This window comes from Lentihominibacter sp., from assembly GCF_046951855.1.
Taxonomy (GTDB): Bacteria; Bacillota; Clostridia; order Peptostreptococcales; family Anaerovoracaceae; genus Lentihominibacter; species Lentihominibacter hominis.
In genome coordinates this window covers 1-26,677 of sequence record NZ_JBKTXS010000002.1, presented here as the reverse complement: position 1 = coordinate 26,677, position 26,677 = coordinate 1, and the positions used below count along the sequence as shown (strand labels likewise).

The 26,677-nt window shown below is 40.1% G+C and carries 22 protein-coding genes; all 22 read right to left on the bottom strand.

Annotation, left to right across the window (positions count from 1 at the left end; all coding sequences use genetic code 11):
* Positions 1-43 precede the first annotated feature (43 nt).
* The 22 genes from ACLR96_RS00845 to ACLR96_RS00740 all read right to left on the bottom strand — a co-directional run bounded on the left by ACLR96_RS00845 (position 44) and on the right by ACLR96_RS00740 (position 26,641).
* A complete protein-coding gene (locus ACLR96_RS00845) occupies positions 44-1,405 on the bottom strand; it encodes an MFS transporter (RefSeq protein WP_177267581.1) in 1,362 nt (453 codons plus the stop codon).
* Positions 1,406-1,460: 55 nt separating this feature from the next.
* Positions 1,461-2,939, bottom strand: a complete 1,479-nt coding sequence (spoIVA, locus tag ACLR96_RS00840) for a stage IV sporulation protein A (protein ID WP_177267580.1) — start codon at positions 2,937-2,939, stop codon at positions 1,461-1,463.
* Positions 2,940-3,024: 85 nt separating this feature from the next.
* Entirely contained in the window at positions 3,025-4,872 is a 1,848-nt protein-coding gene (locus ACLR96_RS00835; protein ID WP_177267579.1) for a DUF975 family protein, read from the bottom strand.
* Between the two features lie 36 nt (positions 4,873-4,908).
* The gene (gene miaB, locus ACLR96_RS00830; protein WP_177267578.1) at positions 4,909-6,246 is read right to left on the bottom strand and encodes a tRNA (N6-isopentenyl adenosine(37)-C2)-methylthiotransferase MiaB; all 1,338 of its coding nucleotides are present in this window, start codon (positions 6,244-6,246) and stop codon (positions 4,909-4,911) included.
* A 4-nt stretch (positions 6,247-6,250) separates the two neighbouring features.
* Complete coding sequence (locus ACLR96_RS00825) at positions 6,251-7,249, bottom strand: NAD(P)H-dependent glycerol-3-phosphate dehydrogenase (protein WP_207722964.1); 999 nt, start codon at positions 7,247-7,249, stop codon at positions 6,251-6,253.
* The gene (gene plsY / locus ACLR96_RS00820; protein WP_207722963.1) at positions 7,250-7,873 is read right to left on the bottom strand and encodes a glycerol-3-phosphate 1-O-acyltransferase PlsY; all 624 of its coding nucleotides are present in this window, start codon (positions 7,871-7,873) and stop codon (positions 7,250-7,252) included.
* Complete coding sequence (gene der / locus ACLR96_RS00815; RefSeq protein ID WP_177267577.1) at positions 7,866-9,191, bottom strand: ribosome biogenesis GTPase Der; 1,326 nt, start codon at positions 9,189-9,191, stop codon at positions 7,866-7,868. The genes plsY and der overlap by 8 nt, the downstream gene beginning before the upstream one ends.
* Positions 9,184-10,083, bottom strand: coding sequence for a signal recognition particle-docking protein FtsY (gene ftsY / locus ACLR96_RS00810; RefSeq protein WP_177267576.1), 900 nt, complete (start codon positions 10,081-10,083; stop codon positions 9,184-9,186). The genes der and ftsY overlap by 8 nt, the downstream gene beginning before the upstream one ends.
* 24 nt (positions 10,084-10,107) lie before the next feature.
* Entirely contained in the window at positions 10,108-13,644 is a 3,537-nt protein-coding gene (smc, locus tag ACLR96_RS00805; protein ID WP_177267575.1) for a chromosome segregation protein SMC, read from the bottom strand.
* Between the two features lie 3 nt (positions 13,645-13,647).
* On the bottom strand, positions 13,648-14,334 hold the full coding sequence (rnc, locus tag ACLR96_RS00800) for a ribonuclease III (RefSeq protein WP_177267574.1): 687 nt from the start codon (positions 14,332-14,334) through the stop codon (positions 13,648-13,650).
* An 8-nt stretch (positions 14,335-14,342) separates the two neighbouring features.
* Positions 14,343-15,365, bottom strand: a complete 1,023-nt coding sequence (plsX, locus tag ACLR96_RS00795) for a phosphate acyltransferase PlsX (protein WP_177267573.1) — start codon at positions 15,363-15,365, stop codon at positions 14,343-14,345.
* Positions 15,366-15,401: 36 nt separating this feature from the next.
* Complete coding sequence (gene rpe, locus ACLR96_RS00790) at positions 15,402-16,055, bottom strand: ribulose-phosphate 3-epimerase (protein ID WP_177267572.1); 654 nt, start codon at positions 16,053-16,055, stop codon at positions 15,402-15,404.
* 25 nt (positions 16,056-16,080) lie between these two features.
* Complete coding sequence (gene rsgA / locus ACLR96_RS00785; RefSeq protein WP_177267571.1) at positions 16,081-17,019, bottom strand: ribosome small subunit-dependent GTPase A; 939 nt, start codon at positions 17,017-17,019, stop codon at positions 16,081-16,083.
* On the bottom strand, positions 17,009-18,760 hold the full coding sequence (gene pknB, locus ACLR96_RS00780) for a Stk1 family PASTA domain-containing Ser/Thr kinase (protein ID WP_177267570.1): 1,752 nt from the start codon (positions 18,758-18,760) through the stop codon (positions 17,009-17,011). Before pknB ends, rsgA begins: the two co-directional genes overlap by 11 nt.
* 20 nt (positions 18,761-18,780) lie before the next feature.
* Positions 18,781-19,509: a Stp1/IreP family PP2C-type Ser/Thr phosphatase gene (locus tag ACLR96_RS00775; protein ID WP_177267569.1), complete on the bottom strand. Its 729-nt coding sequence runs from the start codon at positions 19,507-19,509 to the stop codon at positions 18,781-18,783.
* Positions 19,510-19,541: 32 nt separating this feature from the next.
* The gene (gene rsmB / locus ACLR96_RS00770; protein WP_177267568.1) at positions 19,542-20,834 is read right to left on the bottom strand and encodes a 16S rRNA (cytosine(967)-C(5))-methyltransferase RsmB; all 1,293 of its coding nucleotides are present in this window, start codon (positions 20,832-20,834) and stop codon (positions 19,542-19,544) included.
* Positions 20,834-21,538 carry a zinc metallopeptidase gene (locus tag ACLR96_RS00765; RefSeq protein ID WP_177267567.1) on the bottom strand — a complete coding sequence of 235 codons (705 nt, stop codon included), beginning with the start codon at positions 21,536-21,538 and terminating at the stop codon, positions 20,834-20,836. The genes rsmB and ACLR96_RS00765 overlap by 1 nt, the downstream gene beginning before the upstream one ends.
* 24 nt (positions 21,539-21,562) lie before the next feature.
* The gene (gene fmt / locus ACLR96_RS00760; RefSeq protein ID WP_412265071.1) at positions 21,563-22,489 is read right to left on the bottom strand and encodes a methionyl-tRNA formyltransferase; all 927 of its coding nucleotides are present in this window, start codon (positions 22,487-22,489) and stop codon (positions 21,563-21,565) included.
* Positions 22,486-22,965 (bottom strand): peptide deformylase, encoded by a 480-nt coding sequence (gene def, locus ACLR96_RS00755; RefSeq protein WP_177267566.1) that lies wholly within the window; start codon positions 22,963-22,965, stop codon positions 22,486-22,488. Before def ends, fmt begins: the two co-directional genes overlap by 4 nt.
* Positions 22,966-22,977: 12 nt before the next feature.
* Positions 22,978-25,002: a replication restart helicase PriA gene (priA, locus tag ACLR96_RS00750; RefSeq protein WP_177267565.1), complete on the bottom strand. Its 2,025-nt coding sequence runs from the start codon at positions 25,000-25,002 to the stop codon at positions 22,978-22,980.
* 3 nt (positions 25,003-25,005) lie between these two features.
* Complete coding sequence (gene asnA / locus ACLR96_RS00745; RefSeq protein WP_177267564.1) at positions 25,006-26,016, bottom strand: aspartate--ammonia ligase; 1,011 nt, start codon at positions 26,014-26,016, stop codon at positions 25,006-25,008.
* A gap of 1 nt (position 26,017) precedes the next feature.
* A complete protein-coding gene (locus tag ACLR96_RS00740; protein ID WP_412265070.1) occupies positions 26,018-26,641 on the bottom strand; it encodes an epoxyqueuosine reductase QueH in 624 nt (207 codons plus the stop codon).
* Between the last annotated feature and the right edge of the window lie 36 nt (positions 26,642-26,677).

The following is a 26,677-nucleotide window of genomic DNA, read 5'->3' as shown; positions in this document are numbered from 1 at the left end:
ATCATAATACTATATAATAGTGAAAATATATTGTCAACTATCCTTATTTTCTCTTAAGGGAAATAAAGACTCCTGCCGTACAAATCAATGTAAATACTATAAAGGAAATCCTTATGACTTTTATAAGAACCTCTGCAGGAGCATCCGCCAGAGGCATGTCCTCTATCAGCATCGTAACAGTTATAGTTACAATCACCATACTCAGCGTATGTCCTATAGATCTCATGGTAGCCAATATAGAGGATGCCACTCCATATTCAGCTTTATCCACACACGACATTACAGCATTGGTATTAGGAGATGAAAAAAGTGAAAATCCCAGACCTGTAATTACCAGAGCCATGATTATAACAAAAATTTGCGTTTCCCGTCCTATGAAGATAAATATAAATGTTCCTGCTGCACAGAATGCCATTCCCACAGAAGACATTTTGAAAGGAGAGATCCTATCTGAAAATCTACCCATGACAGGTGAAAGCACCGCCATGATAATGGGCTGAAATATCATAATAAGCCCCGCTGTCTGTGATGAATATCCCATCACCACCTGCAGATATATAGAGATAAGATAACTTATTGCAAAAGTAGCTCCGTAATTGAGCATAGCCGATATATTAGAAAAAGCATATCCTTTGTTCTCTCTGAAAAGAGTAACATTTACTATGGGATCCTCGCTTCTGGATTCATGTATTATAAACAATATTCCCAATATAACACCAACAGCAGTAATTAATACATAAATCATTCCCTTACCGATTTCCGAAAGACCATACATCATCATTACTATGAATATTACATAAAGAATGTTTCCCGACATATCCGGTGATTTTCCGCGATTTTCAGATTTTTCTCCGGGGAGCTTAAAGATGGCTGCAAAAAATGCAATAGCCCCCAGAAGTCCCGTAAGCATAAAAATTGATTTCCATCCGAAATTATAATTGAGAAAACCTCCTATAACAGGGCCTGCTGAAAGCCCCACATAAGTCGATGCAAGGGAATATCCAAGAACTCTTCCTCTTCTTTCTCCGGGAAAAGCACTGATAAGCACTGCTGTATTAGTACTGAATATCATAGAAGCGCCGATCCCCTGTATTATCCTTACAGCAAGAAGCATAACCATAGACACGGAAAAAACGGCTGCAGCGCAGCAGACTACAAAAATCACTATCCCCGCCACAAGAACCGTTTTTCTGCATGTTATATCAGCCAGCCTGCCAAGCGGCACCGAAAATGCCGCCACAGCAAGTGTATACCCTGTTATGAGCCAGCCTACCGTTCCGGCGCTTACACCAAACTGGTCTCCTATGTCAGGAACCGAAAGATTAAGCGCGCTGCCTGTAAATGTAGTGATAAAGGCTGTTATTATCACTACTGTTATTATTGCTCTCTGTTGATTCTTTTCCATATTGTTATTATATACTATATGGCTGTTAAATACTATTTTTTCTAAAATAAACCCATCAGATTACAATACATATAAAATATTCTTTTCCTTCATCACTTATTTTCTGCAATGACTTCTGCATCTTTACTCTTATATTATCGGGAACTCCTGCGATCTTATTTTCCATTTGTTCGGCAACCATCTCATATAAAGACTTCCCGAATATATTGGTATCCCATATACTGTTAGGAGAATTTTCCATCTCTTCCTTAAGGCTGTTCACAAGATCCTCAGACTGTTTTTCACTGCCTACCACCGGAGATATCTCAGTAGTTATATCAGTTCTTATTATATGAAGAGTAGGTGCTTTAGCTGTTATTTTTATTCCATATTTATTCCCCTGTCTAAATACTTCAGGTTCGTCAAGAACCATTTCACTCAACTTAGGCTCTACTATGCCGTATCCCCGCTCTTCTACTTGCTGCATAGCACTTCTCAGTTTATCATAAGCTTTTTTTGCGTCTGCAAACTCACCAAGAAGATTAAAGAATTCATAATCGTTGTCCACCCGGGTACCCATCAGCTCAGTGATGATTCTATAATAAAGATCTTCTGCCATATTAAGCCTCAGTTCTATTTCTCCGGTACCCATATCTATGTTTCTGATCTCAGTACTTTCTATTGTATCTCCGTCAGCCAGTTCACCGGCCATTTTCTTGAATTCCTCTATGGTGTCAAAACTTTGAGCCCAATATCTTATATCATCTGTTACCTGTTCTTTGAGCCAGTGATCTGAAGCCAAACCTTCCATATATCCAGGTATGCGAAATGTTATCTCCTTCACAGGAAATCTGCCCAACATCTCCGTCATAACCTTGTTAAGCTCTGCCTCTGTAGCTTTAGCACAGTCTATTCTCATAACGGGAACTCCATATTTTTCTGACATTCTGTCGGCAAGTTCCTTAACACTGTCTGATGAAGGCTTTACAGAATTAAGCAGCACGACAAATGGTTTATTAAGCTCTCGCAGCTGATTTATAACTCGTTCTTCTGCCGACTCATAGCTGCTTCTTTCCATAGTTCCTATAGAACCATCAGTAGTTATTACAATACCGACAGTAGAATGATCTTTTATTACCTTTTCAGTGCCTATTTCAGCAGCCTCTTCAAATGGGATCTTTTCATCATTCCAAGGAGTGGATACCATACGCATCTGTCCGTCCTCCATATGGCCCATCGCTCCCGGAACCATATAGCCTACACAATCCACCATCCTCACTTTTAAATTAAGACTACTGTCAAGCTCAAGCTTGACAGCTTCCGCAGGGATAAACTTAGGTTCAGTAGTCGTTATAGTTCTGCCTGTACCGCTCTGCGGCATTTCATCCAGTATTCTTTGTTTTTCATACGTATTTTTTACATTGGGGATTACCATCAGATCCATAAACCTCTTTATAAATGTAGATTTACCTGCCCTTACAGGCCCCACTACTCCTATGTAAATATCGCCGCCTGTCCTTTTGCCTATGTTTTCGTAAATATTTATATTTTCCAAAATAAATACCTCCCCATGTCCTTGACTGTAAATCAATATAGTATATGAGGAGGCTTTGTTTTTATTCTTGTTTTTAATGTTTATATCATAATTTTTGATAATAGTCTCTCCCGTCTCCAAACTGAGCTATTATCCTGACATCCGAATTGGTGATTCCCTTTCCTGAATTAGGATGCTTCGATGAATACCAATGATCAAAAGAAAAAACACATACTAATACAATGCAGACAGGAATCAGTACATTAAGTCTGATTTTACGTATAAGATTATCGAGTGCCGGAGCCAGAGCATATACCACCGCCATAGCCCCCACTCCAAAAGTCAGAAGACCTTCCGCGCATATACGCCCATTCAAATTGAGGAAATATCCGCTGTAATCCCACCATTTGTGTCCCAAAGCAACTTCCAGATACAGAGATGTAAAATATTCCACGATCCCACATAATATGACAGCAGCAATAAATTCCGCAAGAGGATTTTTTCGGAGTCGGTTAAGCATTACTAATATCATAATGCCGCCCGATCCATATATAGGAAGCCACGGTCCGTACATAACACCCCGATTGACAAACACGCCGTCTCTCACAAGATGAAGACTCACTTCCCATGCCCATCCTATAAAAGAAAACACAAAAAACAGAATTATCAGAGAGGGAACAGAATAATTTCTCATATAATTCGGTGTATCCAGATTTATCTTTTTTCGGCGCACTTTTATAGGTGACAATCTCCAAGGATACGAGTTTCCGTCAAAGATATGTCTCAGCCTTTGAATATTATATATTTTATTTTGTTTTTTCTCATATTCAAGATCTTTTGGAGTACCCAAAGGCATTATTCCGAGCCAATTTTCCAGTATCCCCCTTATTCCTGTTGCCTTCTGCATTTCGAGAACCGGTTCCCTTGTATATTCCAATACGTCTGCGTAACTTTTCTCCATCACTGACATATCAGGCTTCTCGAAAAGATATGTATCATTTAACAATTCTGTTCCGGGGACACTTTTTTCTTTGGCAAGCCTTCGTACTTCCTTATAAAATTCACAATATACTGCACTTCTGTAAGCATTGGTGTAAAACAATGCCGAAAGGCCCAATGTAACTCCGTCCAGAATAAACCACGGAATAAAGCTTAAGAAGATCTTAAAACATTCCCACTTATGACCTTTCATTATCCGCCTGGATAATGTTATGGCCTCATTAGCTTTTATATCAGGATTCTCCGCCACGATATACGGAACCATATAATACGAATAATATTTAACAGGCAGACCTACAATAGTAAAAGTCCATAAAGTACCGTAAACGGACAACATCAGCATAGTAAAGGCTGACTTTATCCACTTGCCGGATCTCGGCAGGAATCCAAAAGTAGATATGGGGACCTTATCATATATCCTTCCTTCAAGAAATATACGCCTAGAAGTCACAATAAAACAATCTCTCAGCATAAAAAGAAGTATCAGATGTATGAAGACAGCAACGATAATAAAAGATATTATCACAGCATTTTTAGACTTAAATACATGTTCAGCCTTGTCAAATATATTCACATATATTTTCCCGGAATTTACAGAGTTGGCTATGCTCGAAAATACACCTTTATCCCGTCCTAATATCTCACTGTTATTCTTAGCTTTGATATTATACTCCACTTCTTTTGACAACGCTTTCCCCGAATCAAGCCCCCCAATCAGCATTGCAGATATGACTCTTTCCGCTATATCTCCGCCATTGAGCTCAACGCCTTCTTCCGACTGCAGATCAGAATATTCGCCGCCTATATAGTAATTCTCATTATATCGAACCACATCCAAAGATGTGACAAACTCTGCCCCTATGAATGCCGCAAAAAGACATATGGCGACAAACAGCCAATAATGCTTTTTAAGAGATCGTCTGCCGTTACGTTTAAGTTCCTTTCTGTCTATCATCTATATCTCCTGATATGATTGCTGTTTCAAATATCTCTATAATACCTTGCCCGCTAAACTGAAAGTTTTTCCCTCAGTTATCTCTACATCTATAATCTGTCCTATTAAATCTCTGTCACCTTTAAAATCAACAAGCTTAAATCCTTCCGTTCTTCCAGTCAGAGTATGCTCATTCTTTTTGCTCACACCTTCAACAAGAACTTTTTCCACACGCCCCTTATAAAGGGCATTCCTCCGTGCGCCCCCTTCGTTAACTGCGTCTACCAGACTGTCAAAGCGCCGGTGTTTGATTTCTTCAGGGATCTGATCTTCATATTCAGCGGCGGGAGTCCCCTTCCTCACTGAATAAAGAAATGTAAATGCCGAATCATATTCAACTTCTCTCACAAGAGATAATGTCTCCCGGAAATCCTCATCTGTTTCACCCGGAAATCCGACTATTATATCAGTGCTTATTGTTATATCCGGAACAGCCTTCCTCAGTTTATGAACCAGCTCCAGATACTTTTCTCTTGTATAATGTCTGTTCATCCTGCTAAGAACCGTATTGCTTCCGGCCTGAACCGGCAGATGTATATAATTACATAATTTTTCGCAGTCAACATAAGCCTGAATCAGTTTATCTGACAGGTCTTTGGGATGAGATGTCATAAATCTGATACGCTCGAGCCCCTCTATATCATTTATCATATATATTAGATCCGCAAAATCATAAAATTTGCCATTACCGCCCGCCCCCCTGTAAGAATTTACGTTCTGTCCAAGAAGAGTTACCTCTTTTACGCCATCTCCCGTAAGAGTCCTGATTTCTTTAACTATATCTTCCGGACTCCTGCTTTTTTCTCTTCCTCTGGTATACGGAACTATACAATATGTACAGAAATTGTTGCAGCCATACATAACATTTACAAAAGCCTTATGCTTATATAACCTCTTTGACGGTAATCCTTCAACTATCTCAGGGCTGTCTTCAAATATTTCCGCCATTTTTTTCTTTTCTCCGTATACTTTTTCAAGAAGCTGCGGAAATCTATGTATATTATGAGTTCCGAATATTATATCCACCCATGGATATTTGCTTTTTACAGTATCTATTATATGCTGCTGCTGCATCATACAGCCGCATACGCAAGCTACATATTCCGGGTTCTTCTCTTTTAGCTTTTTAAGCTGTCCAAGTGTGCCGAAAAATCTTTTATCAGCATTCTCCCTTATGCTGCAAGTATTTATTATTGTTATATCCGAATCATCTTTTGAAAAGGTCTCCTGACATCCTCTTTCCTGAAGCATTCCCGATATCGTCTCAGAATCATGTTCATTCATCTGACAGCCAAATGTTATGATATTGTATTTTTTGCCCTTCAATAAATCCATTTTCTTATCCTTGTTCGTGCTTTTTATTTCTGCCCATCAGAATCTCTACAGCTTCTGCTGCCGTGACTTCTCCCTTTACAGCTCTGTAAATTGCCTCTGTAATAGGCATCTCCACACCCTCTCTTTTAGCCAGCTCATAAGCAGCCTCTGTCGTGAACATTCCTTCCACTACCATGCCTACCTTCTCTGTCGCTTCATCAGGGCTCATACCTTCTCCTATCATTATTCCGCATCTCCTATTTCTCGAGTGCATACTTGTACATGTGACAATCAGATCTCCTGTTCCTGTAAGTCCTGCAAAGGTCTCAGGTCTGGCCCCTAATTTCAGTCCCAATCTCGTTATTTCCGCTAAACCTCTCGTCATAAGAGCCGCTTTGGCATTATCTCCAAAACCCATACCATCTGATATTCCGGCACCCAAAGCAATGATATTCTTAAGGGCTCCTCCCAGTTCCACCCCTACAACATCTTCAGTAGTGTATACTCTGAATCTGTCAGTCATAAACAGATCCTGAATCTTCTCTGCTGCCTGCAGGTTATATGATGCAGCCGCCACAGTAGTGGGAAGTCTTCTTCCTACTTCTTCCGCATGAGACGGTCCTGAAAGAACAACATATCTATCCATGTCAAGAACCTCGGAAGCTATCTCCGACATTCTGGCAAGACTCTTTTGTTCTATTCCCTTAGCCACATTTATCACTACAGATTTATCATCTATATATTCGGCAGCAGACTGCAAAGCACTCCTGAAATGCTGGGCCGGAGCAGAAAACAACACTGTATCAGCACCGATAAGAGCTTCCTCAACTGTATATGAAATACCAATATTATCATTTAAAGCTACTCCCGGAAGATAATCTACATTTTCCCGGTTATCTTCCATAGATTTAAGATGTTTTTCATCTATGTCCCATATTCTTACTTTATTTCCTTTTCCTGCAAGAACTGTGGCCAGCGCTGTTCCCCAGCTGCCTGCTCCTATTATACCTATAGTACTGATCATTTATTTTTCCTCCTGTTTCTTCGTGTCTGTTTTTCTCTCAAATATACTCATTACAGGCTCCTCTCCTCTGAAAAGCCTTATGATATTAGCTCTGTGCTTTATCAGAACTATAACAGCCACTACTATTCCCAGATATATAAAATCTTTCTCCATAAAAAATGAAAGTACAGGAAAACATACAGCCCCTAATATAGAACCTACCGACATCCGTCTCGTAATCAATACTCCTGCCACCACTATTGCCAAAGTAGCAAGCCCCAAAAGAGGATTAAGTCCCATAAGCGCTCCAAATGCTGTAGCTACGCCCTTTCCCCCTCTGAATCCGAAAAATACAGGCCAAACATGACCAAAGAAAACAGCGACAACACACCACATCGCCCCCGTATGTCCAGCCAAAAGACTTCCCAGCAAAACAGCGCAGGTTCCTTTTAAAACATCAATAATGAGGGTCACGGCACCCGCCTTCTTGCCCATAACCCTGAGGGCATTAGTAGTTCCGGCGTTTCCGCTGCCTTCGTTTCTTATATCTATACCTTTAGCTTTTGCCATTAAAATAGATGGAGAAATATTCCCTATAAAGTATGCTATTACAACAGACAATATACAAAGCCACATATCACTCATTTTCTTTTTCTCCCTTTTCTCTGAATACAAATTTTATTGAAGTTCCTTCGAAACCAAACGCTTCTCTTATTTTATTCTCCATATATCTGGCATATGAAAAATGCATAAGAGATCTGGAGTTTACTTTAAAGGAAAACAGAGGAGGCTTCACGCCCACCTGAGTGACATAATATATCTTAAGCCTTCTGCCCTTATCTGACGGAGGCTGTTTCATCATCATGGCATCTGAAACCAAATTGTTGAGCTGCCCTGTAGGCACTCGCATAGCTCTGTTTTCAGCTACATATCTTGCCATTTTTATGACATTATCCACACGCTGCCCTGTCAGTACAGATATAAAGACAATGGGTGCATACGACATAAATGCCAATTCCTTGGCTATCTCTTTTCTGAAGGTATTCATTGTATTGGTCTCTTTGTCTATAAGATCCCATTTATTTACTACAATAACTATACCCTTTCCCGCATCGTGTGCTATCCCGGCTATTTTCTTATCCTGCTCTGTTATACCGTCCTGAGCATCGATCATGAGCATACATACATCGCACCGTTCTATAGCTGCTACAGCCCTTACTACACTGAACTTTTCTATATTCTCACTGACTTTACTCCTTCGCCTTATTCCCGCAGTATCTATGAGAAGATATCTTTCGCCGTCCTTTTCAAATGGAGTATCTATAGAATCACGGGTGGTGCCCGCTATAGGAGATACGATCACTCTATTCTCCCCTAAAAGCTTATTTATAAGAGATGATTTTCCGACATTGGGTTTTCCTATCATAGCTATTTTAACAGAGTCTTCCTCTTCTTGTCCCGCTCCTTGAGGAAAACTCTCTATGATACGATCCAACAGATCTCCGAGATTGAGCATATTCGCTGCTGAAACGGGTATGGGCTCTCCCAGTCCCAGTTCATAAAAATCATAAAAATCATCAGGGATCTTTGCTGTATCTATTTTATTTACTGCCAGTACAATCTTTTTTCCTGTCTTCATCAGCATAGCTGCAACTTCTCTGTCGGAAGCTGTTATGCCGTCCTTTCCATCCACCATGAAAAGTATAACATCTGATGTATCCATAGCAGTTTCCGCCTGTTCTCTCATCTGAGAAAGTATTACGTCTTTGCTCTCCGGCTCGATTCCGCCCGTATCTATCAGAGCAAAATGTATGCCCGACCATTCGGCTTCAGCATATATCCTGTCTCTGGTAACACCGGGAGTATCCTCTACTATAGATACTCGTTTCCCTACTACTTTATTGAAAAATGTGGACTTTCCTACATTAGGCCGCCCCACTACTGCTACTAACGGTTTACTCATAAGTGATTCCTTCCGCAAATTCAGCCGGATCAAATTCTTTCAGATCTTCCAGCCCTTCTCCTACTCCGATAAATTTTACCGGCATATCAAATTCATCAGCTATAGTTATTACTATACCACCCTTTGCTGTTCCGTCAAGTTTTGTCAGGATTATACCTGTTATATCAGTGACATCTCCAAATTCTTTCACCTGAGATACTGCATTCTTACCTGTTGTAGCGTCCAGAACCAGTAAATTTTCTCTGGCTGCCTCAGGGAATTCCCTTCCTATAACTTTATTCATTTTATTTAACTCATCCATAAGATTTTTCTTGTTTTGAAGTCTTCCTGCAGTATCACAAATAAGTACATCTATATTTTTTGCCTTTGCCGACTGAATAGCATCGTAAATAACAGCAGACGGATCTGAGCCTTCTCCATGTTTAACAACATTAATACCTACCCTGTCTCCCCATATACAAAGCTGTTCTGCCGCTGCAGCTCTGAAGGTATCGGCAGCAGCCAGCATGACAGTCTTTCCTTCATTTTTAAGTTTATATGCTATCTTACCTATGGAAGTCGTTTTTCCTCCTCCGTTTATTCCTATCATCAAAATCACCAGAGGTATATCCTTGCAAAGAGTATGGTCGGCATCTTTATCTATAAGTCTGGTTATTATCTGACTGAGACTCTGCTTTATATCTTCCGGATCGGAAAGTTTATTTGATCTTATCTCGTCACGAAGTATATCTACGATCTTCATGGTCGTTTCCATTCCTATATCAGATGTTATTAATATTTCTTCGAGCTCTTCAAGAAAATCTTCATCCACTGCTGCTCTGCCCATAAGAGCATCACCTATCTTCCGTGAGAGCTTTCCTAAAAAGGAACGTTTTTTTCCTTCACTAAGCATTTTAATTCTCCCTTTTCATTATATTTAAAAATCACCTTCAAGGTTAAGTGAGAGTACTTTGGAAACTCCCTTTTCCGGCATCGTTATACCATACAGAACATCAGCATGCTCCATAGTGGCCTTCTGATGTGTAACCAAAGCAAACTGTATTCCGGTAAACTTCCTAAGGCAATTTATGAATCTGTCTATATTGGCATCATCAAGTGCTGCTTCCACCTCATCTAAAATACAAAAAGGCGTAGGCTTGGCCTCAAGAACAGCAAACATCAATGCTATGGCTGTAAGAGTTTTCTCACCGCCGGACAGAAGATTAATATTCTGCAGCCGCTTTCCGGGCGGCTGTGCCACTATATCTATATTGGATCCAAGGGGGTCTTTTTCATCTGAAAGACGAAGCTCTGCATGACCTCCGCCAAACAGTTCTCTGAATTTCCTCTCAAAATTAACTACTATCTTATCAAAGCTTTCTTTAAACTTGATCTTTATGGTTTTATCCATATCATCAATCATCTTGGTAAGACCGTTAACAGCTTCCTGTATATCTTCTCTCTGGCCCATTAGAAAATCATATCGCTCTCTGACAGTCTCATATTCTTCAATAGCGCCTACATTGACCTCCCCAAGGTCCTTAAGCCTGCTCTTTACCTCTCTGTTTTCCCTGACAGCAAGAGACATAACAAATTCATCACTTTTAAATTCCATGGCCTGGATATATGAAACCCCAAAATCCTCCCACAGTTTATTTTTATATGTATCCAACTGGGTTTCATTTTTAGCATTCTTTATTTCCAGCTCATATTTCTGATTTTGGACGCTTTCAAGTCTGCCTGTAACTGCCTCTTTTTCCGAATTAAGCTCAGAGATTCTTCCTGCAATATCAGCTTTTTCTTCCGATATCTCATTAAGACAACTTTCAAGGCGCTTTTTTTCCTCTTCTTTTTTCCTAATGACTCCATCCGCATCGCTATTATCCGATATAAGACGCTGTCGCTCTTCTCTTAGAGATTCAAGCTGACTTCCTTTCAGCGATATATCTTTTTCCAGCTGCCCTGCAGAGCTCCTAACTCTGTCCTCCATAGACTCTATATGAACTTTTTCACTTTCTAATCTGCTGACAGCTATTCTGTCTTCCGTAATTTTTCTGCTTATAACCTCAAAAGACTCTTTTCTCTTCAGATAAAGTTCCTGATGCTCTCTTCCAAGTCGTTCAGCCTCTTTTAAAGCTTTCTCATCTTTTTCTATTTTGTTTTCTATTTCCAGAACCATTTTTCTGGAGTTTTCTTTCTCAGCGTTAATATTATCAAGCTCTTTTTCAAGCTTGTCTGTTCCTGATCTTATATCTTTCAGTATTGTCTCTGTCAGCTTTATTTCATTTTCCAGAGATAAAAGCTCCTTCTCCTTTTGCCTGATAGCCTTCTCTGATTCAGCAATAGTTTCAGAAAATCTCCCGAGTTTTTCTCTGAGTTCTTCCATCTGCATCTCTTTGGATTTCTGTTCATCTGATTTTAATAATATCTCTTTTTGAAGAGATATTATCTCTGCTTTTCTATCGAGAATATTAGCTGTCTTGTTTCTGTACTTTCCTCCGGTTATTGCTCCTCTGGCATTTATTACGTCTCCATCTAAGGTTACAAATCTAAAATCCGATACTATCTTTGACATTTTAAGAGCATTATCCATATTATCTACGAAAACAACTCTGCCCAGCAAATAATCTATAATATTTTTATACTGCTCATCATAGTCAAGACAATCAGGAGCAAAACCTATAAAACCATTTTCACCTTCAAGCCTATTATTTTTATAAGCTCTGCCTCTTACTGAACTTACAGGCAGGAAAGTCATTCTTCCTGCACTGTTTTCCCTCAGCGATTTAATAGCTTCTTTAGCACTTCGGTCATCTGTGCATACTATATTCTGTAAAGATGCCCCCAGAGCTGTTTCCACAGCTGTCTCATATCCTGAAGGAACCTTTATAAGATCGGCCACAACTCCGTGTATACCTCCAAGCCCTGACTTCATAACATGTCTTACAGCATAATTATATCCTTCATAATTGCTTTCCATCTCCTCAATGGTTTTTACTCTTGACGAAAGACGTCCCAACAGGATTCGCAGTTCCTCCACGATCTTTGAAAGATACCGTTCTTCTTCCTGATCCCGGCTAAATTTTGCTTTTTCATCTGCTGCCCTTTCTCTCAAATCATTCAAATCACTGACTATATGCTCTCTCTGATTTTTTATCCGGTTAAGCTTGTCCAGAGCTTCTTTATTACTATCTTCGCCTGACATCTTATCTTGTGACAATGCGTCTTTTCTTTTTTCAAGAGTCTCCTGAAGTCTTTTTAGGCTGTTTTTTTCTGCTTTTCCGGAATTTATCTTCCCTGACAGTTCAAATACATCATTCTTATATTTTTCTGTTTGCTCTGTCAAAACAGAAAGCTCGCTTTCCGCAGCGCTGTAAAGCTCGCTTTTTTCCCTCAGAACACCGGCAGCATCCGAAAGAGCCTTGTCTATTTCAGCTTTTTTTTCAATATACTGCTGCTCTGTCTTCTTCTCAATATTCAATTTCTCTGTCAAAGAGCTTATTTCATCCTTAAGCCTTTGTATATTCTCATCTATCGATGCTGCACGTTCACTATCCAACTGACATTTGTTTACAGTTTCATTCAGTTCATCTATAGCAGTAAGCAATTTAATGCGAGTTTCAGATGATAATGTCTCAAGATTTTCATTTCTGGAGTTATATTCCTCAAGACTTTTTTCAAAGCCGATTTTCTTATCGCCTAAACTATCCATAGTAAGTTTCAGCTCTGTAAGATCATCCTTGATATACTCATTCTTAAGTTCAAGATTTTCTATATTCTTAAGAGTGATATTTATTTCAAGTTCTTTATACCTCTCTCTCAGTTTCAGGTATTCCTTAGCTTTCAGGCTGCTTTCCTTAAGACTTCCTATCCTGCCTTCCAATTCACCTATTATATCACTCAGACGTTCCATATTAGCGCTGGTTGACGCCAGTTTTCTCTCGGCTTCTGCCTTTTTTGTCCTATATGTGACAATACCCGCAGCCTCTTCAAATATCTCTCTTCTGCTGTCAGTCTTATTGCTCAGTATATCTGATATTTTACCCTGTCCTATTATAGAGTACCCATCTACACCTATTCCCGTATCCATAATGAGGTCTCTTATATCTCGAAGTCTACACTGATTTCCGTTTATCCGGTATTCGCTCTCCCCCGATCTAAACATACACCTTGTAAGAGCTACCTCTTTATAGTCTATAGGCAGACTTCCGTTTTCATTGTCTATTACAAGGGTGACTTCTGCCATCCCTCTTGATTTTCTGCTGTCTGTTCCTGAAAAGATAACTTCTTCCATCTTTCCTCCGCGCAGCATTTTAGGACTTTGCTCTCCCAGAACCCATCTGATGGCATCACTTATATTACTTTTGCCGCTTCCATTAGGTCCGACAATGCATGTTATACCCTGATCGAATTCTATTGCGACAGGTTCGGCAAAAGATTTAAACCCATGCATTTCTATCTTTTTAAAATACATTGATTACAGCTCCCTTTCAAGCATGGCCTTTGCCGCACTCTGTTCAGCCTGCTTTTTGCTTTTTCCCGTTCCCTTTGTCATTGCTCTCCCATTTACCTCAAGCTGAACCTGAAAAGTCTTATCATGATCCGGCCCGGATTCTTTAAGCAGCACATATTTTATATTTGCCTCGCCCTTATTCTGCAGCTTTTCCTGCAATGTAGTCTTATAATCAACGATAATAAATTTACCGCGTTTTACATCTTTTATGGATTCATCAAACAAACTCAGGACCACAGTCTTTACTGCATTAAACCCTCCGTCCAAATATACGGCACCTATCACAGCTTCCATAGTATCTGCCAATATAGACTCTCTGAATCTTCCTCCATTATGTTCCTCGCCGTTTCCAAGCATAATATATTTCCCCAGATCCAGCCGCCTTGCTTCATTAGCCAATGACTTTTCACATACAAGAGTAGCTCTTGTCCTCGACAAAAAGCCTTCCTCTTTTTCAGGAAAGCTTCTATATAGTTCTTCACCTATTATAGCGTCAAAAAACGCGTCCCCCAGAAACTCAAGACGTTCATTGCTCTTGCTGTTTCTGTCATGCTCTTTGATATATGAACTATGAGTAACAGCATTTTTAAGAACATCTATATCATTAAAATGATAACCGATCTTCTGTTGAAGCTGTCTGATATCCTCCATATATTCATCTACTCCTCTTCATCTTTTTCTATTATTTCTTCCAGATCAAGCATGGACTGTCTAATGATCTCCACTACATTTTCCTGTCCATATGGAATGCCTTTTAGAATAGCATTCTTAACAGCATTCACTCCGGACGAACCATGTATCTTAATGACAGGTCCATTCACTCCCAATATGGGCGCTCCGCCATACTCCTCATAATCAAATTCCTGTTTCATAGATTTGAGGTCGGATTTCAGCATAAGCGCCGCCAGCTTATTTTTTACATTTCTCATAAGCTTATTCTTTATAAGCTTTAAAATGTTCCATGCTACTCCTTCTGTGAGTTTAAGGATAACATTTCCCACAAAACCATCGCATACAATCACTTCACATGCTCCTACAGGCACTTCTCTGGCTTCTACATTTCCTATAAAATTAATAGATGCCGCTTTAAGCTGCTGATAAGCGTCTTTTGTTACACTTGTTCCCTTGCTTTCTTCTATTCCCAGATTTACCAATCCCACTTTGGGCTGCTGTCTTCCCCAAACTTTCTCCATATAAATACTTCCCATAAGTCCATACTCCAGCAGATTCTGAGCCTTTGCTTCGGAACTTGCTCCTGCGTCCACGAGAAGAGACGGTTCCCCGCCCAGGCATGGATATATACTTGCGAGAACGGGCCGATCTATTCCCTCAATTCTTCCCAAGATCATTCTTGCCCCCACAACCAGAGCTCCTGTATTTCCTCCCGAAATAAAGATATCTCCCTGGCCGTCTTTTACCATAGTAAGACCAACTACCATAGAAGATTCGGTTTTTCTTCGTATAGCCTTCACCGGACTGTCATCCATAGTTATCACTTCTCTGGCATCCACTATTTTTATATTTTTGCCTTTAAACTTACTCTTTTTCAATTCAGCTTCTATATCTTCTTTTCTTCCCACAATATATATATCATGTTTTATCAGCTTGGCAGCCTCGACAGCTCCCTTAACTATTGCACCCGGTGCGTTGTCTCCTCCCATTCCGTCCAATACTATTTTCATATTGCCCTCCTTAACATTAAAATAAGCAAATTCCTCTTATTTAAACTCAGTAATGAATTTTTTCACACTGCCTGCCACATCTTCGCAACCGAAAACTGATGAACCGGCAACTACTATTTCCACTCCGGCATCAGTCACAGATCTTACATTTGAAAGATTTATCCCTCCGTCAATCTCTATCTTAAGCTCCGGGTTTCTTTCATTCTTCATTCTGTAAAGCCTTTTTACTTTATTTAATGCTGAAGGAATAAACCTCTGTCCTCCAAACCCCGGATTCACTGACATTATCAAAACCATGTCCACATCTTCCAAGCAATATTCCAACACTGACAAAGGAGTTGCAGGATTAAGTGCAATTCCTGCTTTTACTCCCAGAGATTTTATATGCTGAAGAGTTCTGTTCAAATGCACGCAGGCTTCCTGATGTACTGTTATATATTCTGTCTGTTCCGTAACGAAATCTTCAAGATATCTATCAGGCTCCTCTATCATCAAGTGAACATCAAAAGCCATCGACGTCTTCCCGGCAAGACTCTTCATTACCGCCGACCCAAAGCTTATATTAGGTACAAAATGCCCGTCCATAACATCCACATGTATCAAATGCGCCCCTGCTTTTTCTATTGTTTCCACACTTTTCCCAAGCCTTGAAAAATCTGCCGATAATATGGATGGCGCCAGCTGTATCATATTAAGTTCCTCCTGTCAACGCTGTTTAATATTGTTTAGATTTTTTTATTTCATCAAGCATAGATACATATGATTCGTATCTGCTTTCGCTTATCTTATTCTCTGAAAGAGCTTTTGCAACGCCACATCCGGGTTCAGCCACATGCCTGCAATTGCTGTATCTACAGGCTGCCGCACTGTGCATTATCTCCGGAAAAAAATGTTGAAGTTCTTCCTCGCCAGCCTCGAGAACATCAAATGATGTAAACCCGGGAGTATCGAAAATCATAGTCCCTGTCTTAACATCTATGGTAAACAGTTCCGAATGTCTCGTAGTATGCCTGCCGCGCTGTGATTTTTCACTTACTTTGCCAGTCTCTGCACCTGCTTCAGGAATAAGCCTGTTTAGTATTGTCGACTTTCCCACTCCCGAAGGTCCTGCCAAAGCAGAAGCTTTGCCTTTTATGAGTTTTTTCAGCTCGTCAAAACCAATTCCGTTCTTACTGTCAAGACACACTACCGGATACAAAGAACTGTAGATATTTTTAAGCAGCTCTATATTTTCTTCAGCTTTTTCGGCTTTCTTACTCTGCAAAGAATCAGCCATATCACACTTATTGATACAAATAACTATATCTGTTCCGGACTTTTCTGCCATCACAAGAAATTTATCTATCACTATAGGCGCCGGAGACGGCCTTGCCGCCGCAGCTACAATTATGAAACAGTCCACATTCGCAACAAATGGTCTTATAAAACTGTTTTTTCTCGGTAACATATCTACTATAAGACTGTCATCATTATCAGGTATTACTTCGATAACAACTTTATCGCCTACTGCAGGTTTAATATCGCGCTGTTTAAATATTCCCCGCGCTTTACACCTATAAACTGTATCGCCGGATTTTACATAATAAAACCCGGCGATACCCTTTACAATCAGCCCTTCCAGACAGCCGCTGCACTTAACGCCTTTACTCTTCATCTTCATCGTCTTTTGAAGGTTCTGTAGGCGCAGTAGTCTCTTCAGGTTTGTTGCCCTTACTTACTCTTATCTTTACAGATGTACCCTTATCAAGCTGTGCATTTGCATCATACTGCTGCCACATTACTTCTCCTTCGGCATAAGTACTGCTGTAATCATAACTTATGCTTCCTACCGAAAGACCTGCATTGAGAAGAGCTGCTTGAGCATCTCCCAAACTTTTACCGACAAGATAAGGAACTACCGCTTTCGCTTTAGACCCATCACTGACAACTACATTTATGGCTGTACCTTTCTCAGCCGTTGAACCCGCCTTAGGATCCTGTCTCAAAACAGTACCTGCCTCTTCCTCGCTCGCCTCTTCTGTCACAGATCCCAATGTGAACCCTGCCGCTTCAAGATATGAAGCCAATTCATCCTGCATCTTACCAGTAAGATCAGGTACATCTCCATCACCAAGTCCTTTGCTTATATTGACTTTCACAGTACTTCCCGTTTTTATCTTAGTTCCGGCCTTAGGATCCTGAGAAACGATTTTTCCTTTTTCTACGTCTTCACTTACAACTTCATCAGCCTTTTTAATTTTAAGATCATATTCTTTAGCAGCATCCTTTGCCTCTTCCAGTGTCATATTTTTAAAATCAGGCGCTTCTATCTCCTCACCGCCGAAAATACCTGCGGCAAATGCTACGATCAGTCCAAGCACAATGGCCCCAGCCACCGATGCGATTATAATAATCATCTTTTTCTTTTTATCCATAGGCTTTTTCTTACGTTTTCTGCCGTTCTTTTCGTCTTCAGCCTCATCGTAATCTTCGCCGTCATCGTAATCAGTCTCTGCTATAGGTCCGTTTCCGCCTTTTATATTGTTCATCGTACCTGTAGCCCCGCCCATCAGCACAGAATCACCTACTACGCTTCCTACAAATTCAAGATTATTCAACGCCTCTATCAGTTCTTCGGCGGAAGCATATCTGTTCACCGGATACTTATCTGTACATTTCAGAATTATATGTTCAAGAGCAGGCGGAACTCCATCCACCAGTTTTGACGGAGGAACCATTTCTCCGTTTATATGCATGAGAGCAATATTTACAGGATTATCTCCGTCAAAAGGAACTCTTCCTGTAATCATTTCATACATTACGATACCAAGAGAATATATATCCGATTTCTCATCCACATATCCACCCCTTGCCTGTTCAGGGGAAAAATAATGTACAGAGCCTATGATACCGTCCGTATTATCCACAATAGTAGCTGCATTAACTGCTTTTGCTATACCAAAATCCGTTATCTTAGCGGTACCGTTAGGTGTTATCATTATATTATGAGGTTTTACGTCCCTGTGTATTATATGATTCTTATGTGCGAAAGCCAATGCTGCAGCTATCTGTTTTGACAGCGCTATCACCTTGGGATAGGACATGGCTCCCTGTTCTTTGATATAATCACTGAGAGTTTTTCCCTCTATAAGCTCCATTACTATGTAGTGAATGTTTCCTTCTCTTCCCACGTCATAAATATTAACTATATTGGGATGCGACATGCTTGCAGCCGCCTGAGACTCTCTCCTGAAACTGTCTATGAATTTGCTGTCATTGATAAATTGAGGCTTCAATATCTTTATAGCAACAAAACGATTAAGAAGTTTATCCTTCGCTTTGTATACCACCGACATTCCGCCCTCGCCTATCCGCTCAAACAGTTCATATCTGCCTGCAAGAACTTTATTGCTCATAACTTCCTCCTATAAATCATCTATATCTTCAAACAAACCACTGTGATATTATCTCTCCCGCCGCATTGCAGCGCCTCATCCACAAGCTGTGTGCAAATATCATTCATACTTTCATCTCTCTCCAGTATCTCTGCCATGTTTTCCGGAGAAACTTCTCCGTAAAGTCCATCTGAACACAGCATCAGAATATCATCTCTTGAAACCTCAAGCCTATAAAAATCCGGTTCCACAAATTTATCAGCGCCAAGAGCCTTTGTTATCACATTCTTTTGTTTGTGATTTTCTGCCTCTTCTTCTGTAATGACTCCCTTATCTATCAGCTCATTCACATAAGTATGATCCTTGGTGATTCTGCTGAGCATCCCGTCTCTAAACAAGTATGCTCTGCTGTCCCCTAAGTTTGCTATATAGGCAACCCCTTTGAAAATGTATGCCAATACAATTGTAGTCGCCATTCCCCTATTGTCTTCATTTTCTATTCCCAATCTATATATCTTTTCATTAGCACTTTCTATAGCCTCCGAAAAAAAACCGAATATATCGTCCGGTTCCTTAAATTCTTGCAGATCGTTATTATTGACATAGTGGGCTATTTCACTGACAGCCGTTCTGCTGGCAACTTCTCCAGAATTATTGCCGCCTACACCGTCAGCCACAATATACACATCCTGACTGGGGATAACAAAACAAGCATCTTCGTTTTTCTCACGAACAATACCTTTATTACATTTAAATCCAATCTGTACCATTACTGCTTTCGCCTTTCACTTTAATTGCGGACCTATAACAGACTGTCATCTCGTTTCATGACACATATAAAAAATCCATCAGTTCCGTTTATATTAGGCAGCAGAAGCGTTCTTTCCACCTTTTCAAAAGACGGATTCCTTTTTAGAAACGCATCTGTGACTTTCTCGTTTTCAGCCGGGTTTATAGTACATGTACTGTATACCAGTGTTCCGCCCGGTTTGACATAATTCGAAGAAGCAGAAAGTATAGCCAGCTGTTTTTTTGGCAGCAGATCCATTTCTTCCGTAAAAGCCTTATATTTTATCTCAGGCTTTCTTCTTACTACACCTAATCCCGAGCATGGAGCGTCTACCAGAACTCTGTCAGCTCTATGTAACATCGAAGAGTCCACTCTGGTAGCATCCCATGATCTTGTTTCTATATTGGTTATGCCTAATCTCCTCGCTTCTTTATCTATCAGATCAAGCTTTCTTCTGTAAATATCCGAAGCTATGATCTTTCCTGTATTATTCATTCTCTCAGCTATAGCTGTAGTTTTGCCTCCCGGGGCTGCACATACATCCATAACTGTCTCGCCATGCTTGGGCGCAACCTTTTCAGCTACCAGCATAGAGCTTTCATCTTGAGGAGTAAACATACCTAACTTATACATTTCTGTTTCTAACAGTCTGTTGCCTTTCACATTAAGAGCATTCTGGCAAAGCTTTCCTTCACTGACCTCAAAACCCTGTTCCTCCAGCTTGGCAATGAGATCCTTTTTCATTATCTTCAGCCAGTTAAGTCGTATGGTCATAGGAGGAGTTTCATTCCCCGCCCGCATAAGTTCTTCTACAAAATCAACATTATAATATTCAAGCCAAAGTTCGACTATCCAAGGCGCATAAGAATACTTGACCGACAGATATTTTACTTCATCATCAGCTCTGTCAGGTAGCCTAAGCTGCATCTTTTTATTGAGATACTCTCTCAGCACTCCATTTATAAGCCCACTCTTACTTCTGCAATATTTCTTTGCCAGCATTACGCTCTCATTGACAGCAGCGTACTCCGGCACTGAATTCATACATCCAAGCTGATATATACCCATTCTGATTATAGTAAGCTCGGGTATCTTCAGGCTTTCTATACCGTCATTTAAAAGCTGATCTATATAATAATCAAGAGTAAGTTTGCTCTCAAGAACTCCATATACAAGTTCCCTTACAAAGCCCTGTGAATTAGGCTTATTGATTATTACCTGGTGGTTGATCGCCAAATTTGAAAACGCTTTCTTAGACTCCACGTCTACAAGCGATAAATACGCTGTTTTTCGATTTGCATCCATCAGTCGCGCCCCCTAATCATTAAAATTCTGATTAAATTAGCTATTGATGTAGCCAATGCAGCTACATATGTCATCGCCGCTGCGGACAATACCTTTTTGGAACCTCTGGCTTCCTGATCATCTACGATATTTAAATCTACAAGCTGTTTTATAGCTCTTTTACTTGCATTAAGTTCCACCGGAAGTGTAACCGTATGAAACAAAACAACCGCGGCAAAGAATATGATCCCCAGATCAAATATAAAATTCCCCGTAGCTCTGTTCCCCTGCCATATTATTAAAAGACCTATCAGCATCAGCGGCCAGGATACCGTCGAAACAAGGCTCACTACAGGGGCTATGGCATTTCTGAATTTCAAAAATCCATAAGATGTACCATCCTGTATCGCATGGCCGGACTCATGTGCCGCAATACTTACAGAAGCTATAGATGTACCATTGTAAACCTGGCTGGACAGTCTCATTATATCCTTAGACGGATCATAATGATCTGTAAGAGTCCCCGCCACCATTTCTATGGAAACATGTTGAAGTCCGTTGCTGTCCAGAATCATCCTCGCCGCCTGTCTTCCTGTTATTCTTCTTCTGTTTTCTATTCCCGAATACTTTCTATAAGCATTTTTCACCTTAGCCTGCGCATATAAAGCAAATATAATAGCAGGTATCAATATTATAAACGTAGGATCAAATACCCCAAAATACATATAATTCCCCCTCCGGATTTAATTTTATCCTAAAACCCTTCCAATTTCAATGGAATTGCCTTTTAAATATTCTTTGACTTCTATTCTTTTTTTACCCGGCATCTGTATCTGAGTAACTCTGAGCACTTTACCACCCGCTGCTATATCAAGCCCATCCGGGCCGGCTCCCAATACAGTACCGTTCACTTCATAGGTTTCAACCGCCAAATCCTCTGCTTTCCAAAGTTTCATCATTTTATTCTCATAATAAGTATATGCTCCAGGCCATGGATCAAAAGCCCTTATTATACGTTCTATTTCGCCCGGCGACTTCGAAAAATCTATACAACCTTCATTCTTTGAAATCATGGAAGCATAAGTGGATTCTTCATCGTTTTGCTTCTCACCTTTTATTATATCAAGCTTAGGGATAGTATCTGCCAAAAGCTCTGCTCCCATACGAGCCAGTTCATCATGAAGCTGGCGCCCTGTTTTATTCGCAATAGGAGTTGATCTCTTAGAAAGCATATCCCCTGTATCAAGCCCCTCTTCCATATACATTATGGTTATACCTGTTTCCTTATCTCCCGCCATTATAGCTCTTTGTATAGGAGCAGCCCCTCTAAATCTCGGGAGCAGTGATCCATGAATATTGATGCATCCCTTTTGAGGTATATCCAGAATCTCTTTAGAAAGTATCTGTCCATAAGCCGCAACTACTATAAGATCAGGCTTCGTATGTTTTAATATATCTATAAACTCTTTATCATTTTTAACTTTCTGAGGCTGCAAAACTTTTATTCCCAGCTCCAAAGCCTTTTCCTTTACCGCCGAAAACTTTACTTTCCTGCCTCTGTCCCTTGATGTGTCAGGCTGTGTGACCACAAAGGGAATCTCATATCCTTCATCATAAAGTTTCTGCAGCGCAGGAACTGCAAAATCCGGTGTGCCCATATATACAACTTTCATCATTTACCCTCGTTCTCCTCTGTTGGCAATTGATACATTTCTTTTGCTTTGTCTATATACAGTATTCCATCCAAATGATCAAACTCATGGCACATGACTACCGCCTTAAAGCCTTCAAACTTATACTCCTGAGGTCTTCCATCCCTGTCCAAACCTTTTATGGTTATTCTTTCAGGCCTTTCCACAAGCCCCGAATATCCAGGCACAGAAAGACAGCCTTCTTCGCTTTCCTGACTACCTTCTTTCTCTGTGATCTCAGGATTTACGAAATAATAAACTTCGCCCGGTTCAGGTTCAGCCACAAATATACGTCTCATCATTCCTATCTGAGGTGCCGCAAGACCAACACCGTTAGCGTCTCTCATAGTCTCTACCATATCATCCAGTATCATTCTGATTCTGTCATCTACTTTGTCCACTTCTCTGCAATGCTTCCTCAGTATAACATCGCCTTCTTTTACTATATTTCTCAGTGCCATCAGCCTCTCCTCCTAAACAAAACTGTATGGATTTATATCTACTACCGCTGTATATTTTTTCTTTCTGTTTTTTCTGTCCTGTTCCTTCAGCGAAATTATCAGATCAGAATATTTTTTCCTTTTGCCTCTTAAACATTTTATGAGCATTGAAAATCTGTATGTTTCCTTTATCTTGCTCATATACGCTTCCTGAGGAGAAAAAACATTTCCTCTTTCATCTTCCGGAAGAAGCTCCTTTATCCTCTCGTACCAGTCCTTTGCTCCAGCAAGAGCCGCTTCCCGATCATCTGAAGAAAACACTATCTGAAACATATCGCTGTAAGGTGGATATCCCATATATTTTCTAAACTGTATCTCGGTATTGTAAAACCCTTCATAATCCTGTCTGGAAGCAAACTCCAGAGCATAATGCTCAGGACTGTATGTCTGTATCACCACACTGCCTTTCTCACTTCCTCTGCCTGCTCGTCCCGAAGCTTGGATGATGAGCTGAAGAGTTCTCTCAGGAGATCTGAAATCAGGTATATTCAATGAAACATCTGCCGAAATTATCCCAACCAAGCCTACATTTTTAAAATCAAGTCCCTTTGCTATAAGCTGTGTACCTATAAGAATATCAGTCTTTCCTTTTCTGAAATCCCTTATTTTGCGATCCAACTCCCCTTTTTTTCTTACGGAATCAAGATCCATCCTTTCTACTGAAAATTCAGGAAACAATTCTAAAATAGTTTCCTCTACTTTTTCCGTACCACTGCCAAAATACCTTATATATTTACTTCCGCACTCAGGGCACCGATTCAATGCACCCTGACTGTATCCACAGTAATGACATACAGCGCTGCCTGTCTTCTTATGGTAAGTAAGAGACAGTCCGCAAGCAGGGCATTTCGCCACATATCCGCATTCCCTGCATGATATAAAAGTTGAATATCCTCTTCTGTTGAGAAACAGCATAACCTGCTTCCCGTCTTCAAGCTTTTCTTTCATTTTGCGATAAAGTTCTCTGCTGATTATTGACTTGTTTCCGTTCTTTAATTCAGCCCTCATATCCACGACTGCAACATGTGGCATATCAACTTTATTATATCTTTCTGTAAGCTTTATTATCTTATATATGCCCTCTTTTCCTCTGCTGTAAGTGGATACGGACGGAGTAGCACTCCCCAGTATTAATATACCCTTATTATCCTTATCCTGAAGTCGCTTTACTGCAACTTCTATAGTATCATATTTCGGTGTATGATCCGATTTATATGTTGACTCATGCTCTTCATCCACCACTATCAGTCCGATGTTCTCAAGCGGAGCAAAAACAGCTGATCTTGCCCCTATTACTATCTTCACCTTATCATCTCTGATCTTTTTCCATTGATCATACCGTTCTCCAAGAGAAAGCCTGCTGTGAAGCACCGCAATACTCTCATATCCGAATTTACCTATAAACCTGTCTATTATTTGAGTCGTAAGAGATATTTCAGGCACCAGTACAATAACTTTTTTCTGCTCAGCTAATACAATCTCGGCTGTTCGAATATATATTTCAGTTTTCCCGCTTCCTGTAACACCATGTATAAGAAATCTATCATGTTTTCCTCTTTTCACAGCATTCCCTATGCGCTCCATCGCAGATGTCTGCTGGTTAGTCAATTTTTTTAAGGAATATTCTTCTCCCTGTCTTTCACTGAACGGATCTTTACGAACTCCTCTTTTTGCTTTGCTTCCTACAGGAGTAAAACACTTTATCGCATCTATATACCTGCACAAATATCGATTTCTCATCCACACTGCAGTTCTTATCATCTCAGGCGTAAGCGATATCTCCTCATCAACTTTCTCTACATACTTGAGCCTGTCTGCCATATCATCAGTCACCTGAGATGATACAGATATCACATAACCTTCTCTCAGTCTGTTGCCTTTAGCAAAGGGAACATATACCTTATTTCCTGCGGACACATTTTCACAATTACATCCATATGTATATAAACTGTCTGTACTGTCACTTCTGTTATCTATTACTATATTCAGATATTTCATCAGCTACAGAAGGAAAATATCATTTTCCTTACACTCCTCAATCATTTCTTCAGGCCATATGGACGCCTGAACTTCTCCTATATGCGCCTTTCTTAAAAAATACATACAGAGCCTGCTCTGCCCTATTCCCCCGCCTATAGTATAAGGCAACTCTCTGTTCAATATTTTTTTATGAAACGCCATATTCCTTCTGTCATCTGCACCGGCTTCCTTAAGCTGTCTATCCATAGCCCTTTCATCTACTCGTATCCCCATAGAAGAAATCTCAAATGAACGATCGAGAACATCATTCCATAAAATTATATCTCCGTTCAATTCCCAGTCATCATAGTCGGGAGCTCTTCCGTCATGCCTCTGTCCGGATTTAAGTACACCTCCTATTTTCTTGATGAAAACAGCCCTCTTTTCCTTTGTTATGGCATCTTCACGCTCCTTAGGCGTCTTTTCCGGATACATATTTTCCAGTTCTTGAGATGTTATAAAAAATATCTCATTAGGGAGCTCTGTTTTTAATTCATTGTAAAGCCTGTTAACATAATCATTGAGATTCTTAATGGCATTGTAAAGCGTCACTACGGTTTCTTCCAGATACTCTTCCGTACGGTCCTCTTTATTGATAACCTTTTCCCAGTCCCACTGATCAACATATATAGAATGGAGATTATCCAGTTCTTCATCACGTCTTATGGCATTCATATCAGTATACAGCCCCGTTCCGGGCTTAAAATTATATTTACCCAAGGCCATTCGCTTCCACTTCGCCAAAGACTGAACTATTTCGACAGTTTTTTCTCCCATATCTTTAACAGTAAAACTCACCGTTCGTTCTACACCATTAAGATTATCGTTAAGGCCTGTTTCAGGAGCAACAAACAGAGGGGCCGATACCCGTCTCAATCTCAGACCATATGCCAATTCCTGCTGAAAGAAATCTTTGATTTTCTTTATAGCCCTCTGACTTTCCATATAATCAATAAAAGGTGTATAGTTCTTAGGTATAATCAGTTCATGCATATCAATCATCTCCCTCACGCTTTGAATACTTGCAGCCACAATAATTCTGGCGGTACAGTCCATATTTTTTCGAAAGTTCCACCGAACGTTTGAATCCATCCTTTTTCTTGAAATCTCTGTCGAGAAATGAAATCCCATACCGCGCCGCTAATTCTCTTCCCAGTACGGAAATCACTTTGAAATCTTTATGAGGACTCACCGTTAATGTTGTGCCAAAACAATCATATCCCGAAAGACTTGCGCTTTCTGCAGTTTTTTCCAGTCTCTGGCTGAAGCATACACGACACCTCGCTCCCCCTTCAGGCTCATTTTCCAGCCCTTCTACCGCTGTTATAAACTCTTTAGGTCTGTAATTTCCTTCCGCAAAGCCTATTTTCGCAATTCCGATATTCTCTCTGTTGAATTGATCTATAAACTCTATCTGAGCAGCACGTCTTTTTTGATATTCCTGTTCTTCCGTTATACACGGATTATAAAAAAATACTGTAATCTCAAATTCATCAACAAGCCGTTCCACTACAGCTGTACTGCATGGTCCGCAGCAACTGTGCAGTAAAAGTCTGGGCTTTCTGACAGTCTCATTAAAATCATCTTCCAGTATGAAATTTTTTTCATTTTCCAACAAACACTTGTTACTCACAATCATAATGGTTTATTATAT